The sequence below is a fragment of the Amycolatopsis rhabdoformis genome (assembly GCF_035918295.1).
GTDB lineage: Bacteria > Actinomycetota > Actinomycetes > Mycobacteriales > Pseudonocardiaceae > Amycolatopsis > Amycolatopsis rhabdoformis.
Genome location: NZ_CP142149.1, coordinates 75,363 through 91,109, shown reverse-complemented (window position 1 = coordinate 91,109; position 15,747 = coordinate 75,363). Strand labels below are relative to the sequence as shown.

The following is a 15,747-nucleotide window of genomic DNA, read 5'->3' as shown; positions in this document are numbered from 1 at the left end:
GACAAAGGGTTCCAGCCACAAGCCGATTTGTGGACAAAGATTCCATCTCAGTGTCCGGCAGCGCAGAATCGGTCCATGCTCGACGACCTCGACCGCGCTCTCATCCACGCGCTGCAGCTCGACGGCCGGGCCCCGTTCGCCCGGATCGGCGCGGTGCTCGGCGTCTCGACGCAGACCGTCGCCCGCCGCTACCGCCGGCTGCGCGCCGAAGCGGGCCTGCGGGTGGTCGGGCTGCCCGACCCGCACCGCACCGGCCAGGCGCAGTGGCTCGTGCGGCTGACCGTGGTGCCCGGCGTGGCCCAGCGCGTGGCCACCGCGCTGGTCCGGCGCACGGACACCACGTGGGTGAAGCTCGCCGGCGGCGGCACCGAGATCTGCGCGGTCGTGCTCACCCCGGCCGAGCACGACCATTCCCTGCTGCTGCGCGACATCCCGCGCACCGCCGGCATCACGGGCGTCTCGGCGCACCGGATGCTGCACACCTACCTCGGCGGCCCGTCGGCCTGGCGCGGCCGCGTCGACGGCCTCACCGAGGAGCAGCAGGCGCAGTTCACGGCCGACGTCAGCCCTCGCCCGATGGCGCCGGCCGAGACCGACGCCGCGCTCTTCACCGCACTCGGCCACGAGGGGCGCGCGGGCCAGGCCGAGCTGGCCGCCGCCACCGGCCGCTCCCCCGCCGTGGTCGCGCGCCGGATCGCGGACCTGCGCGCGGCCGGCGCGCTCTTCTTCGACGTCGAGATCGACGCGGCGCTGTTCGGGGCCACCACGCAGGCCCTGCTGTGGATGGCCGTCGCGCCGGCCGACCTCGACACCGTGGGCACGACGCTGGCCGAGCACCGCGAGCTCGCCGTGGTCGCCGCGACCACCGGCCCCACCAACCTGCTCGCCCACGCCCTGTGCACCGACGCCGCCGACCTGCACCGCTACCTCACGCAACGGCTCGGCGCGATCACCGGCGTCCGCGCCTGCGAGACGGCGCCGGTGCTCCGCACGCTCAAAGCCGCCAGCCCGATTGGCACTCCGATCCCGGCCCGAATCGGCCCTTCCGAGAGGGCCACCGGCTGACTTAGGGTCGGGCGCATGACGCTGGATCTCGCCGTGGCCAATGCGGCCGCGTTCTGGACGGTCGTCGCCGAAACCCGCGGCCACGCCGTGACCACCCGGCGCGGTTTCGTGTGCGTGCACGGCAGCGAGCGCAGCGGCACGCGGATCGTGCTGCGCACCGCGACCCCGAGCGAAGACGACGTCGCCGAGCTCACCGAGCTGGCGAAAAACGCGCCGGTGGTCCTGGTGGAAGACGCCTACGGCACGGTCGACATGTCGCCTCTGGGCCTCACCTCACGGCAGCTGCCCGTGATGACGCGCACCGGCCCCGGCTTCGGGGTGAACGCTGCGCTTCGCGCCGACACGCCGGACCTGCTCGCGACGGTGGAAACCGTGGTGGTGCACGGTTTTCCGCTCGAACGCCACCAGCCAGCCATCCGCGGCGAGGTGTTCCCACCCGCCCTGCTGGAGCGCGCCGGCGTGAGCACCTGGCTGGTGACCCGCGACGACGAGCCGGCCGGCGCCTGCCTCGTGATCGACGACGGCGCGGCGGTCGGTCTGTACTGGGTCACGACACTGCCCGAAAAGCGCTCCCGCGGCGTCGGGCGGTCGCTCATGCACACCGTGTTGTCCGAAATGGACGGACGCACCGTCACCCTCACCGCGGCGAAACCCGGCAAACCGCTCTACGACTCCCTCGGCTTCACCACCGTCGGGATGGCCACCTGGTGGGCCTGACTACGGTGTTGGCGTGACGGTCGGGAGCGCGTTCTGGATCGCCGCGGCGCGCGCTCGCGAGTCCGAGCGCGAGGACCGCCTGTTCCACGACCCGTTCGCGAAAGAACTGGCCGGCGAGCGCGGGTTCACGACCATGGCCGCGTCCGAACGCGCGACCGGCGGCGAGAACGCCTACCTCCCGGTGCGCGTGCGCTGGTTCGACGACGTCACGCTGGCCGCCGTGGCCGACGGCACGCGCCAGGTCGTGCTGCTCGGCGCCGGTCTGGACACCCGCCCGTACCGGCTCGACCTGCCGGCCGACGTCCACTGGTACGAAGTGGACCGTGCGGAAGTGTTCACCACCAAGGAACCCGTGCTCGCTCGCGCCACGCCGAGGTGCCACCGCCGGCCCGTCGCGGCGGACCTCGGCACCGACTGGACCACCCCGCTGCTCGACGCCGGTTTCCGCCCCGGCGAGCGCACCCTGTGGATCGCCGAGGGTTTGTTCTTCTACCTCACCGAAAAGCAGATCCGCACGCTGTACGAAACCGCCGCTGAGCTCAGCGCACCCGGCAGCCTCTTCGCCGCCGACGTCACGGGCACCACCGGCCTCGACTCCCCCGCGATGCAGCCCTACCGCCAGTGGTGCGCGGCCCACGACGTGCCGCCCCCGTTCGGCTGCGACGACCCCCCCGCCCTGGCCGAAGCCGGCGGCTGGACCGTCGAGCACCTCACCGCGCCCGGCGCCGCCGACGCCAACCACGGCCGCCTGCGCCCGCAGCCCGGCGGCCTGGTGCCGGGCCGCATCCACTTCGTCACGGCGAAAAGCTAGCCGCGCACCGCCTGGTACACCCCGGCGATCATCCCCACGAACGGCACCAGCGCCAGCAGCACCAGGAACTCCGACACGTCGAGCAGCCGCGACCAGTACGGCGAGCGCACCCCCTTCGCCACGCGCGTGGCATACGCCAGGCACACCACGGCGGCGATCAGCAGCGCCGCGCCGGCGACCAGGAGCAGCACGCGGTCGTCGGCGGCGATCAGCCAGGCGCCGGCCGTGAGCAGCGTGATCACGCCGAAGCCGGCGAGCACCAGACGTTGCAGCCGTCCCGCGTACGACCGCGAACGCTGCACCCACGCGATTCCCGTCAACGCCGCCAGCCCGGCTTCCCACGGTCCGCCGGAAGCCGCGAGCGTGACCGCGGACCCGAGCACCACCAGGCCCAGCGCCACCAGCAACGCGGTGAGCAGCAGCTGCGCGTACGTGGTCCGGCCGACGACGTCGGCGCCGAGCGAGGGCTGTTCGTTGGCGCGGAAGGATTCCATGTCGTCCGGCACGCGCGGCAGCGGCAGCCGGCCCAGGCGCAGCGCGAGCATCGGGGCCACCGCGGCCAGCGCGGTCGCCAGCACCGCCGCCACCGCCGCGGCCGCCACGGGCTTCACCCCGGTCAGCAGCACCACGCCGGTCGTCAGCGCGCCGAGGCCGGCCGCGCCCGTGATGGCGACGAACACCGGCAGCCGGTCGGCCACCGACACCGCGGCCAGCACCCCGTACACCGTCACCGCCGCCAGACCCGCGGCGAGCGGACCCGTCGACAGCGAAAACACGCCGTGCGGCGGCAGGATCGACATCCCGGCCAGCAGCGCCACGAACACCCCGGCCACGGCACCGGCCGCACCCGCGCCCGAATCGCCGTAGGCGCGGGACAGCGCGCCACCGCCGAGCAGCAGGATCAGCGAAAGCAGGCCCGTCGCGATGGGCGCCAGCACACTGCCCGCCGTCGACGCCTGCACCAGCAGGCCACCGGCCGCGAGCAGCACCACGGCCGCCGCGATGCCGGCGCGCCGGGCGACCCGCGGGCCCCACGCCGTGGACGCCGCGTCGCCGACACTCGCGATCGAGTCCACCACGTCGTCGAACAGCAGCGGGCCACGCGGACGTTCGCGCGGGGTCAGGTGCAGCACCTCGCCGTCGCGCACCTGCGCCGCGGCCACGGTGAGCCCGAGCGCGAGCGGCGCGCCGCCGAGCCGCGAAAGGACCCACCCCGGGTGGTCGGCCGCGGCCTGGCCCGTCGCGCCCGCGAGCCGCACGAGCTGCGGCACGAGCTCGGCGAACGTGCTCTGCTGCGGCAATGCGACGTCGACGCGGGCGCGCGGCGTCACGATCGTCACGCGCCGGGTGGACCCGGCCAGGGCCGGCGCGCTCACTGCCCGGACCTGGACGCCTCGATCACCGGGGCGAACTTCGCGCTGCTCGCCTCGGCCAGCTTCTGCAGGCCCGCGTTCACCGCCTCCAGCACGATCTCCGAGAGGTTGCGCGCGTCGTACTCGCGGATCGCGCGCGGGTCGATGTCGATCGAGGTGAAGCGGCCGTCGCCACGCAGCGACACCGTGACCTCGTTCTGGCGCGAAGCCGCCTTGACCTCCATGGCCTCGACCGAGCGCTGGATGCGCTGCACCTCGTCGGTCTGCCGGCGGACCTGCGCCAGCAGCTCGTCCATGTCCGGCACGGCGTACGGGTCGGTCACAGCTGTTCTCCTTCTCCTGCGGGGTCATTCCGGCGGACGTGCACGCCGGCGACGAACCGGCGGAAGTCGGGCGTGAGGCGTTTCGCGGCCTCGGGTTCGGCCGTGAACACGAGCTCGAGCACCACGCGCGCGATCGGCCCGTCGGCACCCGGCACGGTGAGGAACACCTGCGTCTGCACCAGATCCGTGCCTTCGCCGGTGCGCATCCGCAGCACCTGCGTGAGGCCGGGCGCGGTGGGGTCGCCGACGTCGTGGCGGCTCACCACGTCGAGCAGCGCCATGGTGCGGCCCAGGCGTTCCACGGCCTCGCCGGCGATCTCGGCCAGCGGCGCGGGGTCGGGGCGCTGGCGCACGCCGAGCGTGATGTTGGGCGTGAAGCCGGGCTCGGGGTGCACCGCCACGAACGCGACGCCCGGCACCCCCGCCCCCGCCGGGTCGAGTGGCGTCCACCCCTCGGGGACGTCGAAACCCAGCGGGAGCGAGACGGTGCCGGCCATCACCACGACCCCACGTAGTCCACGGCGTCGTCCCACGTGTGGCCCACGTAGTCCGCCGCCTGACCCGCGGCGGTGCCGACGGCGTCGACCGCCGCGCCGCCGTACTCGCCGATGGTGTGGCCCAGCTTCGGCAGGTCGATGTCGATCTTCGCCCCCACGCCGGCGCCGAGGCCGAGGGCCACGCCCGCCTTGAAGTTCACCTTGATGTGCCCGGCGTCGTACACGGCCTGACCGTCGAGCTGCGCGCCGAGGCCGTACTGCAGCGTGCCGTTGGCGCCGACCCCGACCCCGGCGACGTCGGCCGACACCTCACCCTCGACCTTGCCGCCCACGAACGCGTTGCCGTGCACGCCCAGCCCGTGTTCGCCCAGCTGCGCCGAACCGCTCACCTCGCCGCCGGCGAACACCGACGCCTTGCCCTGCGCTTCCGCGACGCCGTACTCGAGCTTGCCGTCGAGGCTCTTGTCGAGCGCGGCGAGCTGGGCGTGGCCCGAGGCCTTGGCGTCCCAGCCCTCGGAGGTGATTTTCCCGTCGTACTCCGGGGAAAAGCCGTCCTGTTCGTGCTGGGTCTTGAGGTAGGTGATCTCGGTGTTCTTGAACGCCTTGTCCTTCAAGGTTTCCGGCTCCGGCTGACCGAACGGCGTGTCGGCCTTCTTCGGCGCGCGGGTGCCCTGCAGGCCGTCCCAGGTGAGCTTCTTCCAGCCCGAGTTACCGAACCACGACGGCACGGTGCGGGGCCGTTTGCGGCCGTCGAGCGGTTCGCCGTTGAGCCAGCTCAGCGAGCCGGTGGCCCACTTGCCCAGCTCGTGTTCGAGCCGGCCGACGCCCTCGGGCGGGAAGAGCTGCACCAGCGCCTCGGACAGCTCGTCGGCCACCTGCTTCGCCATCGCCACGGCCTGCTCGCCGAGCGAGCGCGCGGCGGAGATGAAGGCACCGACGGCGTTCGGGTTGGCGGCCTTGGCCTGGCTGGTGAGCTGCGCGCCGTACTGGTCGAACTGCGCGAGCACCGAGTCGAGCGCTTGGCGCGCCCACTGCAGCAGTTGCGCGGCCTGGGCGAGACGCTTGCCCTGGTCGGCGAGGTTGGTCCCGTCTTCGGTCAGCTCGTCGGCGGACTTCTGCGCGGCCGCGGCGTAGGCGGTGTACGCCGCGCCGTCCCAGTCGGTGTGCAGATCCTTGGCCGCCTGAGAGATTTCGGTCGCCTTGCCGGTGACCGTCGAGGCGTTGGTGGTGCACTGCTGCGAGGCGGCGGTGAGCGCCGACGGGTCGCCCGTGACCCGGCGCTGGTATTCGAGCAGCACCTGCCGGTAGGACGACAGGACCGAGCTGACGACCCCGGACGCGTCGACGGCCATGGCCTAGGCGCCCTTCGCGTCGATGTCCACGTGCTGCTGGAAGTGCTGGCCGTTGTAGGTGAGGTCCAGGTCGATGTCCACGTCCTGGCCCGCCGGCGCCTCGACCGTCGACTGGCCGGTGGAGAGGTCGGTGTGGATCACGATCTCGTTCGCGCCGGCCGGGGCGATCGGGCTGACGGTGCCGCCGGTCGACGCCGGGGGCGTGATCGGCGTGGTGCTCGGCGCCGTGCCTGCTGCCGTGGCCGGGTCGACGGCGATCCAGCTGTTCGCGGGGTTGAGCGGGGTGCCGTTGGCCGTGACCGGCGTGCTGCCCAGGCCGCCGGTGCTCGGCGTGTTCCCGGCCAGCGCTGGCGGGGTGTAGTTCGTGAACGGCGGCTGCCCGGCCGGCGCGGCCGCGCCGCCACCGACGCCCCCGGCCGTGGCCTGCTGCCCGGCCGGGCTCGCGACCGACGGCGGAGCCACCGGCGCGGTGACCGGAGTGCCGGCCACGGCCGTGTTGCCCGAGGTCCCGGCCGCGGCGGCCGCACCGGCGTCACCGCCGTGGAAGAGCTTCTCGATCTCGCCGATGATCTGCGCGACCTGCGTGATCTGGTTGGCCAGGTCACCGGCGCCGAGCGCCTTGAGCAGCGCGCCGATCGCGGTGATGAACGCCCTCAGCGAAGCGCTCGTGGCCGTGGACAGCGCCACCGCGGCGCCGTAGGTCCACCAGTTCGACATGAGCGACGCGACGGTGGGGTTCACCGCCGCGACCACCGACTTGTAGGCCTCCTGCGCCGTCTTCACGAGCGTGCCCGAGACCCCGAGCAGCGAAGCGCCCTTCTCGATCACGCTGATGATCTTCGTGAGCTGGTCGAGCGAGTCGGTGATCTTCTTCAGCGCCGACTCCGACGCGGCCCCGGACCACACCTTGCCCAGCTGGTCGGCCGCCTTGCTCAGCTCGGTGTAGAGCGACGCGAACTCGCTCGCCTTGTGCAGCAGGTCGAGCACGTGCTTCGCGATCTGCTCCGGCTGGCCGGTGACGATCTGCGGCAGCACGGTGATCGGGCCACCCGAGGACGCGGTGGCGTCCATCGCGCTGGAGTTCGGGAAAGTCAGCATCGGACCTCACTTGCTCGGGAGTCGGGAGTCAGACGGACGCGGGCCGGTAGACGCTGAGCTTGGCCAGGCCGCCGATTCCGGGATCGACGAGACCGTGGTTGTAGAGGGTGCCGCCGTCGCCGGCCACGCCGATCACGGCGCCGGAATCGGCGAACAGCAGCGGTTCGACCACCACGACGTCGCCGGCGTGCACCCCGCCGGGCACGTCGCCGAACGTGCGCGCGGTGCCGGAGTAGACCTCGATCAGGCCGACCCGGGCCTGGTTGTCGGCGTCTCCGGCGAGCCAGTCGTTGAAGTCGGCGACGCCGTGGAAGCGGGCGTCGGTGATCGGGTGCTCGCCGAGCTTGCCGAGGTCGGCGTCGCCGAGGTAGCGCAGCACGTTGCCGACCGAGCCCGGGTCGCCGTGCGCGCCGGCGCTGTCGTTGATCGCGATGGTGGCGAGCTCGCCGGCGTGCGGGGTGCCCCAGATCGACGACGAGGGCGCCGCCGTGGTGGAGGTGCCGCCGCCGTAGCCGCTCGCCGAGGCCTGGTCGGCCGCCTGGTAGGCGTCGGCGCTGGTCTTGACCAGGCCGTTGACCTGCTGGAGCAGCTGCAGCAGCGTGCGCACGGCCGTGACCTGCGTCGACTGCAGCGCCGCGTTGGCGGCGGCGACCGCGGTGCCGAAGGTCGCGAACGACGTCGGCTGGATCACGAGCTTCTCGAGGTCGGCGACCGCGTTGATGCCGTGGGCGACGATGCCGCCCACGTTGCCCACGATCGAGCGCATGGCCTCGGGTTCCGCCCGGTACTCGCCCGTGGTGACCATGGCTCTCCTTCCTGGGTGCGGCGTGCGGCCTCCCCCGTGGGGGTGGTCTCGGCAGAGCGTAAAAGCGCGCCAGGCTGTGAGCGGACGGCAAAAGTACCCACCAGGACGGCCGTGGTGGTGGCGAAAATACGGGGTATGAGCCCGTCCCGTGACCGCCTCGACCTGCTCGGCGAGCAGCCCGGGGAGATCATGCTGCAGTCCCCGCCGATGCTGCCGAAGAGCGGCTCGGGCGGGCTCGTGCAGCTCATGATGTTCCTGCCGATGATGCTCGGCATGGGCGCGATGTCGTTCGTCTACATCGGACGCGACGGCGGGGTGATGACCTGGATCTTCGGCGCCCTGTTCGTGACCGCGATGGGCGGCATGGTCGTGATGTCGCTGGGGCGCGGCGGGATGGCCAAGAAGGCGCAGATCAACGCGGAGCGCCGCGACTACCAGCGGTACCTCGCGGGCCTGCGCACGAAGGTGCGGGCAGTCGCCGACGGGCAGCGCGCCGCGCTGATCGCGCAGCAGCCCGACCCGGCCGACCTGTGGGCGTACGTGGAAACCGGGCAGTACTGGGACCGCCGCCGCAGCGACCGGCACTTCGCGCTCGTGCGCGCGGCCACCGGCCCGCAACCGCTGGCCACGCCGCTGCGCGCGCCGCAGACCGTACCGCTGGAAGACCTCGACCCGGTGTCGTCGACGAACCTGAAGTACTTCATCCGCACGTACTCCACTGTGGAGGGCCTGCCCGTTTCGCTGTCGCTGCGTTCGTACGCGGCGACCACACTTTCGGGCCGGCGCCCCGACGTGCTCTCGATGGTGCGGGCTCTGCTGGCGCAGCTCGTGACCTTCCACTCCCCCACCGACCTGCGCGTGGCGTTCTGCGTGCAGCCGGACCGGCGCCACGACTGGGACTGGGCGAAGTGGCTGCCGCACGCCACCGCGCCCACGCTCACGGACGCCACGGGCCGGCGCCGGCTCGTGGCCGACGGCCCGGTGGAGCTGGCCGAGCTGCTCGGCCCCGACCTCGGCGACCGGCCGGCGTTCACGCGGCGGCCGGGCACGCCGCAGGACCTGCCGCACCTCGTGGTCGTGGTCGACGGCGGCGGCACCCAGGGCGAGCCGCGACTGCTGGCCGAGGAGGGGCGGCTCGGGATCACGGTGCTGGAGGTGGGCGGTGAGCAGCCGCGCGCGGCGTCGACCGAGCAGCTGCTGAGCCTGCACGTGGCGCCCGACCAGCTGGGCATGGTGGTGCTCGACGGCGGCACCGAGGCCCGGCTGGGGTTCCTCGGCACCCCCGACCAGCTCGACCGCGGCGCCGCCGAGGCGCTCGCGCGCACGTTGACGCCGCTGTACCAGGGCACGGCCGTGGTGAGCGAGAAGCCGATGTCGGCGACGTTCGGGCTGGCCGGGCTGCTCGGCATCGGCGACCCGCGCGACACCGACACCGCCGTGACCTGGGCCCCGCGCGCGGCCCGCGACCGGCTGCGCATCCCGCTGGGGGTGAACCCCGAGGGCCGCTCGGTGGAGCTGGACTTCAAGGAGTCGGCCGAGGGCGGCATGGGTCCCCACGGGCTGGTGATCGGCGCGACCGGGTCGGGCAAGAGCGAGCTGCTGCGCACGCTCGTGACCGCGCTGGCCGTGACCCACTCGTCGGAGAAGCTGAACCTGGCGCTGATCGACTTCAAGGGCGGCGCGACGTTCGCGGGCATGACCGGGCTGCCGCACGTGTGCGCGGTGATCACGAACCTGTCCGACGACCTCACGCTCGTCGACCGCATGGCCGACGCCCTCAACGGCGAACTGCTGCGGCGCCAGGAACTGTTGCACGCGGCCGGCAATTACGCGTCAGTGCGCGACTACGAGAAGGCGCGCGCGGACGGGGTGGCGCTGCAGCCGTTGCCGTCGCTGCTGGTGATCATCGACGAGTTCTCCGAGCTGCTCTCCTCAAGGCCGGAGTTCATCGACCTGTTCGTGGCGATCGGGCGGCTCGGCCGCTCGCTCGGCATCCACCTGCTGCTCGCTTCGCAGCGGCTGGAGGAGGGGCGGCTGCGCGGGCTCGACTCGCACCTGTCGTACCGGATCGGGCTGCGCACGTTTTCCGCCTCGGAGAGCCGCGCGGTGCTCGGCGTGGCCGACGCGTACCACCTGCCGCCGGTGCCGGGTTCGGCGTACCTGAAGTCCGACAACGACACGTTGACCCGCTTCAAGGCCGCGTACGTGTCGGGCGAGCTGCCGCCGCGCAGCACGATCGTGCGGGAGGACGGGCGGCAGGTCGGGGTGCTGCCGTTCACGTTCGAGGCGGTGGAGGTGCCGTTGTCGGTGCAGCCGACGGCGGAGGTGGCGTTGCCTTCGGGTGCTGGCTCTGGTTCGGGGGAAACCATCATCGGCGCGATGCTGTCCCGGCTGGAGGGCCGTGGCCCGGACGCGCACCAGATCTGGCTGCCGCCGCTGTCCGAACCGCCCACTTTGGACCAACTGCTCCCGCCGCTCGGCGAAGCCCCGGCCCGCGGTTTGTGCCCCCTGGGCTGGGGCGGCAACGGCAAGCTGACCATCCCCGTCGCCTTGGTCGACAAGCCCTTCGAACAACGCCGCGACATGCTCTGGGCCGACTTCTCCGGCGCGGCCGGCAACGCCTTGATCGTGGGCGCACCGCAAAGCGGCAAGTCGACTTTGCTCAAGGACATCGCCGCGATGCTCGCCCTGACCCACACGCCTTCCGAGGTCCAGCTCTTCATCCTGGACATGGGCGGCGGCGCCCTGGCCCCGATCGCCGGACTGCCCCACGTCTCGGGCTACGCCACCCGCCGCGACGCCCAACGCTGCCGCCGGGTCGTGGCCGAATTGACGACGCTGCTGGAACAGCGCGAGGAATTCTTCGCCGCGCAGGGCATCGAGTCGATGGCCGCGTTCCGCTCCCGCCGCGCCGAGTTCACGGAAAGCACGGACGCCCGCGAATTCGGCGACGTGTTCCTGTTCGTCGACAACTGGACCACGATCCGGCAGGAGTACGAGCAGCTGGAGGAGCAGATCACGGGGCTGGCCGCACGGGGTCTCGGGTTCGGCATCCACGTGATCGTGACGGTCAACCAGTGGATCGGCGTCCGCGCCCAGCTCCGCGACGCCATCGGCACCCGGTTCGAGCTGCGGCTGGGCGATCCGGCGGATTCGTCGATCGACCGGAAGGTGGCCTTGAACGTGCCCGCCGATCGTCCTGGGCGCGGATTGACTGCCGAGAAGCTGCACTTCCTGGCCGCTCTGCCCCGGGTTGACGGAGACCAGCGTGCGGAAACCATCGGTGCCGGTGGCCTGGACTTGGTGCGCCGCGTGACTTCGGCCTGGCCGGGTTCGCGGGCGCCGCAGGTGCGGTTGCTGCCGGCCGAGGTGCCGTTGGAGTCGCTGCCGGCTTCTTCGCGGGTCGTGCTGGGGATCGCGGAGTCGAACCTGCGGCCGGTCCACCTGGACTTCGCGGCGGATCCCCACTTCCTGGCGTTCGGGGATGTGGAGTCGGGCAAGAGCTCTCTGCTGCGGGCCCTCGCTCTGGGCATCTCCACTGCGTTCTCCCCCGACGAGGCTCTGCTGCTGGTGGGCGACTACCGGCGTGGCCTGTTGGGCGCGGTGGATCAGCCGCATCTGCTGGGGTACGCGGGTGCGGAGAACACGCTGACGGATCTGGTGGGCCAGTGCGCGACGGCCATGCGGAATCGCTTGCCTGGCCCGGATGTGACGCCGGAGCAGCTGCGTTCCCGCTCGTGGTGGCGGGGGCCGGATCTGTACGTGCTGATCGATGACTACGAGCTGGTGGCTACTGCGGGGAAGAATCCGTTGCTGCCGTTGCTGGAGTTTTTGCCGCAGGCCCGGGATATCGGGTTGCACTTGATCATCGCCCGCGCGTCCGGCGGTGCGGGGCGGGGTTTGTACGAGCCGGTGCTGCAGCGGGTGCGGGAACTGGGGTCGCCGGGGCTGATCATGTCCGGCGCGAAGGAGGAGGGGCCACTGCTGGGCGACGTGAAGCCTTCGCCCCAGCCCCCGGGCCGGGGAACGCTGGTGTCGCGCCGGCATGGGACGGGGCTGGTGCAGGTGGCGTGGACGAAACCGGCGGAGTCCTAGGTTCGGGGAACGCGAGGTGCCTCGAGAACGCGGTAGTTGTAGGTGCGACCGCCGGCGTGGTCGATCAGCACGCGGAATCCGGCTTCACGCAGCACATCCAGCAACGCTCGAATGATGATCTCTTTGGCGTTGACCACGTAAGCGAACAGCCCGGTGAACAACTCCTGAGCGACGACCGTCTCAGCGAATTCAGGCGTTGCGACGACTGGCGCCTCCCAGTCGAGCGCGACCCCGAACGGTTCGATCTTGTGCACCCAGATGCGCGCCCCGGATGGCAGACCCTGCGGGTCACCGTTCGGAACCACCGATGCGGTGAATCCCATCCGCGTGAGCTCTTCCTCCACTTGTTCGGCAAGCTCTTGCCAGCTAGCCACCGCGTCCGCGGGCGCGCGGTAGATCGGGCCGTCGTGCAGATGTTGTTCCCGGTAGAAGGGAAACGGATCAGTCACCGGCAGGCCTTTCTTCATTCGAAACCGGCGGCTTCCCGGCCGATGGCGTGATGATGACTTCACCATAGGGTGGCCCGCTGGAATAGGTCACTTCCCAGCTTTCGTCGAGCTCACGGCGCACCTCGTGCGGCGCCGGCTTGCGCAACCACCGCAGCCAGTCCGGCCATCGTGACTCACCCACCCTCACCACGCTCCCCAGCAGACCATCACCACCGGCACTCAGGAAGTCCACAATGGACTCCGCAGACGTCCACCCGCCCCAGATCCACGACCGCCGGCGTGACACTCACGATCCTGGCGACACCACGACGTTAGCCCGAATGGCCTACAACTTCACGCGGCCCGAGACCCGACGGAAGTAGGTTATCAAGTTTCCGAATGACACCTACGTTGGTGAAAACATTTCATCGACCTGGAGGGGTTCACCCATGCGTTTCGCGAAGGCAGTGGCCGTGGTGGCGGGGGCCGCCGCGGTGTTCGGGGTGGTGTCGGCGGCGGCGGCGAGTGCGGCGGGGCCGCGGATCATCGGTGGCGAGACCGTGGACTCGGCGCCGTGGGGGGCGCAGGTTTTCTGGGACGACGCAACGGACTTCGGCGGCTTCGAGTGTTCCGGCACGATCATCGCGGCGCAGTGGGTGCTCACCGCGCAGCATTGCCTGAACCAGCCCGGCATGCACGTGAAGGTCGGCAACGTCGCGCTCGGGCAGGGCACCGAGGCGGCCGTGGACCAGCAGAAAGTCTCGCCCAACGGGGACATCGCGCTGCTGCACCTGTCCACCGCCGTCGACGCGACGTTCATGAAGCTCGCCGACGCCGACCCGGAAACCGGGGCCACCAACCAGATCTACGCCTGGGGCCGCACCGAGGGCAACAACCCGCCCTCGGACACGCTGAAGACCGCCGACGTGAAGGTGACCGGCCAGGGCACCGACGCCTTCAACGGCACGGCCATCACCAGCCAGGGCGTCACGGGCGCCTCCTGGCACGGCGACTCCGGCGGCCCCGAACTCGCCGACGGCGTGCAGGTCGGCGTGTGCTCCACCGGCGAAAACTCGGGCAGCGACAAGAACGGCACACAGAACTACGCCAGTGTCGCCGCGAGCCGGGACTGGATCAAGCAGACCGCGGGCGTCTGACGCCCGGCCCGGTCGTCGAGCCGCCTGCCGCGTCCTTCCACGCGGCGGGCGGCTCGGTGTTAATCCGGTGCGCTCGCGAGCCGACGTCCGGCACACTCGCGTGCCATGCTCACCGCCGAGACCGCCCTGGCCATCCTCACCCGCCTCCACACCGCGGGCACCCGCGTCTGGCTCGCCGGCGGCTGGGGCATCGATGCGTTGCTGGGACGGCAAACCCGCGACCACGAGGACCTCGACCTCCTCCACCGCGCCGACGAAGAACCCACCGTCCTCGCCGCACTGCACGACTTCGCCGAGTCCGCGAACCTCCGCCCCGTGCGCTTCGTGCTGAGCCGCCCCGACGGCGCCACCCTCGACCTGCACCCCCTGCACTTCGGCCCCGACGGCTCCGCCACCCAAGCCGCCGACACCACCGGCGGCCTCTTCCACTACCCGGCCGACTGCTTCACCACCGGCACCATCAACGGCGTCACCGTGCCGTGTCTCTCGGTGGCACAACAACTCCACTTCCACGACGGCTACGAACCGAGGCCCCGCGACCTCGCCGACGTCGCGGCGCTCCGCGCAGTGTTCGGTCCACAGGACTAGCCCAGCAACGCCGCCTTGTCCGGTTTCCCCGACGCAGCCACCGGCACCTCGTCGATCACCTTCACCGACGCCGCCACCTCGCCCACAAAACCCGCCACCACAGCGCGCAGCGCGGCCAGATCCGGAGCCTGGCCGGGAGCAGCGACGACAAACGCCTCCGCCCGCTCCCCCGTCGCCTCGTCAGGAACCGCGACCACATAAGCCTGGTCCACCGAAGGATCCTCAGCCAACGCACGCTCGATCGGCCCCGTGTAGTGGATCACCGCGTTCACGATCACCACGTCCCGCGTGCGGCCCGTCAGGTGCAGGAAGCCGTCGGCGTCGAAGTGGCCGATGTCCTGCGTGCGGACCCAGCCGTCGACCAGGACGGAGGAAGTCGAAGACGGATTCGCCCAATAGCCCGAGAACTGCCCCGGCGTCCGGACGAAAATCTCGCCGGAAACGCCATCCGGCACAGCATCACCGGAAGAAGAACGCACCGAGATCGAGACCCCCGCCAGCGGCCGACCCACCGAACCCAACGACGACGGGAACGCGGCGACATCGTCAGGAGTCAGCACCGCCAGCTTCCCCGCCTCCGTCTGGCCATAAGCCTGCTGCATCCCGGGACCCACGCGGGAAAACGCCTCCGCCATCAACCCCGGCGCCACCGGCGACCCGGCCACCATGAGCATCCGCACGCCGCTCAAGTCCACTTCGGACGTTCGCAGCACGTCGAGAATGCGGTACAGCCGGGGCACGGTCGTGAGGGCGGCCGTGATGTCCAGGCGCGGCAGGATCTCCGGGAAATCGGGCAGCTCGGCGGGAATCACCACGGTGCCGCCGGCCAGGAGGCAGGATCGCAGGTGCGTGATCATCACCGCGCTGGTCAGGGTGCCGAACAGCAGGAAGCGGCGGTAGCGGTCGGCGAGGTCGGCCGGGCTCTCGGACGCGCGGTGCTCGATCCCCTGCGCGGTCAGCGCCCCGAAGCTGTACGCGACGCCCTTCGGCAGGCCCGTGCTGCCGCTGGTGAACACGACCCAGCCGATGTCCTCAGGCCGGCCGCAGGGCACCGGCTCCTCGAAAGGCGCCGACAGCAAGGACTCCACAGAAGTGCCCGGAAAAGAAGAGTCCGTCACCACCACCGCCAGGTCACCGACCACCGCGCGCAGGTGCTCCTCCGGCAACCCGGCCCGGACGCCGACGGCGCGGCACCCCAGCACCTGCGCGGCGATCAGCGCGGCCCACCCCTCGGGGGTCACGCCGGTGGCGAGACCGACGCCATCGCCCTGCGAGACGCCGGCGGCCCGCAGCCCGGCGACGAACCGGCCGATCAAGTCGAGCACCTCGCCGCGCGTCAGGCGGCGGGAGCCGTGCTCGAACGCGAGCGCGTCCGGGTTCTGGGCGAGCGCGTCGAGCAGAGCCTGCGGGTAGACCATGGCGTCGTCTTACCGGACGG

Annotated in this window: 15 protein-coding genes; 6 read left to right on the top strand and 9 right to left on the bottom strand. The window is 71.6% G+C overall.

The annotated features are described in order from the left end of the window. Positions 1 to 75: 75 nt before the first annotated feature. From VSH64_RS00445 to VSH64_RS00435, 3 genes are read left to right on the top strand one after another with little or no spacing between them, the layout of a single operon-like run. Positions 76 to 1,065 carry an Lrp/AsnC family transcriptional regulator gene (locus VSH64_RS00445; protein ID WP_326569559.1) on the top strand — a complete coding sequence of 330 codons (990 nt, stop codon included), beginning with the start codon at positions 76 to 78 and terminating at the stop codon, positions 1,063 to 1,065. A 15-nt stretch (positions 1,066 to 1,080) separates the two neighbouring features. After that, entirely contained in the window at positions 1,081 to 1,782 is a 702-nt protein-coding gene (locus tag VSH64_RS00440; RefSeq protein WP_326569558.1) for a GNAT family N-acetyltransferase, read from the top strand. 13 nt (positions 1,783 to 1,795) lie between these two features. After that, complete coding sequence (locus tag VSH64_RS00435) at positions 1,796 to 2,593, top strand: class I SAM-dependent methyltransferase (RefSeq protein ID WP_326569557.1); 798 nt, start codon at positions 1,796 to 1,798, stop codon at positions 2,591 to 2,593. Here VSH64_RS00435 and eccD read toward each other — a convergent pair. From eccD to VSH64_RS00405, 6 genes are read right to left on the bottom strand one after another with little or no spacing between them, the layout of a single operon-like run. Further along, complete coding sequence (gene eccD / locus VSH64_RS00430) at positions 2,590 to 3,969, bottom strand: type VII secretion integral membrane protein EccD (RefSeq protein ID WP_326569556.1); 1,380 nt, start codon at positions 3,967 to 3,969, stop codon at positions 2,590 to 2,592. The genes VSH64_RS00435 and eccD overlap by 4 nt on opposite strands. After that, complete coding sequence (locus VSH64_RS00425) at positions 3,966 to 4,289, bottom strand: YbaB/EbfC family nucleoid-associated protein (RefSeq protein WP_326569555.1); 324 nt, start codon at positions 4,287 to 4,289, stop codon at positions 3,966 to 3,968. Before VSH64_RS00425 ends, eccD begins: the two co-directional genes overlap by 4 nt. Continuing rightward, the gene (locus VSH64_RS00420) at positions 4,286 to 4,786 is read right to left on the bottom strand and encodes a hypothetical protein (RefSeq protein WP_326569554.1); all 501 of its coding nucleotides are present in this window, start codon (positions 4,784 to 4,786) and stop codon (positions 4,286 to 4,288) included. Before VSH64_RS00420 ends, VSH64_RS00425 begins: the two co-directional genes overlap by 4 nt. Further along, positions 4,786 to 6,138, bottom strand: coding sequence for a hypothetical protein (locus VSH64_RS00415; RefSeq protein WP_326569553.1), 1,353 nt, complete (start codon positions 6,136 to 6,138; stop codon positions 4,786 to 4,788). The genes VSH64_RS00420 and VSH64_RS00415 overlap by 1 nt, the downstream gene beginning before the upstream one ends. Before the next feature lie 3 nt (positions 6,139 to 6,141). Then, positions 6,142 to 7,236, bottom strand: coding sequence for a hypothetical protein (locus tag VSH64_RS00410; RefSeq protein WP_326569552.1), 1,095 nt, complete (start codon positions 7,234 to 7,236; stop codon positions 6,142 to 6,144). A 28-nt stretch (positions 7,237 to 7,264) separates the two neighbouring features. Continuing rightward, on the bottom strand, positions 7,265 to 8,041 hold the full coding sequence (locus tag VSH64_RS00405) for a WXG100 family type VII secretion target (RefSeq protein ID WP_326569551.1): 777 nt from the start codon (positions 8,039 to 8,041) through the stop codon (positions 7,265 to 7,267). A gap of 135 nt (positions 8,042 to 8,176) precedes the next feature. On the opposite strand from VSH64_RS00405, the gene eccCa reads away from it, so the two are divergent. Then, positions 8,177 to 12,136, top strand: a complete 3,960-nt coding sequence (eccCa, locus tag VSH64_RS00400) for a type VII secretion protein EccCa (protein WP_326569550.1) — start codon at positions 8,177 to 8,179, stop codon at positions 12,134 to 12,136. On the opposite strand, the gene VSH64_RS00395 is transcribed toward eccCa, so the two are convergent. Then, the gene (locus VSH64_RS00395; protein WP_326569549.1) at positions 12,133 to 12,603 is read right to left on the bottom strand and encodes a hypothetical protein; all 471 of its coding nucleotides are present in this window, start codon (positions 12,601 to 12,603) and stop codon (positions 12,133 to 12,135) included. The genes eccCa and VSH64_RS00395 overlap by 4 nt on opposite strands. Further along, positions 12,578 to 12,817, bottom strand: coding sequence for a hypothetical protein (locus tag VSH64_RS00390; protein ID WP_326569548.1), 240 nt, complete (start codon positions 12,815 to 12,817; stop codon positions 12,578 to 12,580). Before VSH64_RS00390 ends, VSH64_RS00395 begins: the two co-directional genes overlap by 26 nt. 196 nt (positions 12,818 to 13,013) lie before the next feature. On the opposite strand from VSH64_RS00390, the gene VSH64_RS00385 reads away from it, so the two are divergent. Both VSH64_RS00385 and VSH64_RS00380 read left to right on the top strand, forming a co-directional pair. After that, on the top strand, positions 13,014 to 13,721 hold the full coding sequence (locus VSH64_RS00385) for a S1 family peptidase (protein WP_326569547.1): 708 nt from the start codon (positions 13,014 to 13,016) through the stop codon (positions 13,719 to 13,721). A 105-nt stretch (positions 13,722 to 13,826) separates the two neighbouring features. Beyond that, positions 13,827 to 14,309, top strand: a complete 483-nt coding sequence (locus VSH64_RS00380) for a nucleotidyltransferase domain-containing protein (protein WP_326569546.1) — start codon at positions 13,827 to 13,829, stop codon at positions 14,307 to 14,309. Here VSH64_RS00380 and VSH64_RS00375 read toward each other — a convergent pair. Next, positions 14,306 to 15,727: a class I adenylate-forming enzyme family protein gene (locus tag VSH64_RS00375; protein WP_326569545.1), complete on the bottom strand. Its 1,422-nt coding sequence runs from the start codon at positions 15,725 to 15,727 to the stop codon at positions 14,306 to 14,308. The two genes, VSH64_RS00380 and VSH64_RS00375, sit on opposite strands and share 4 nt — an antisense overlap. Positions 15,728 to 15,747 lie beyond the last annotated feature (20 nt).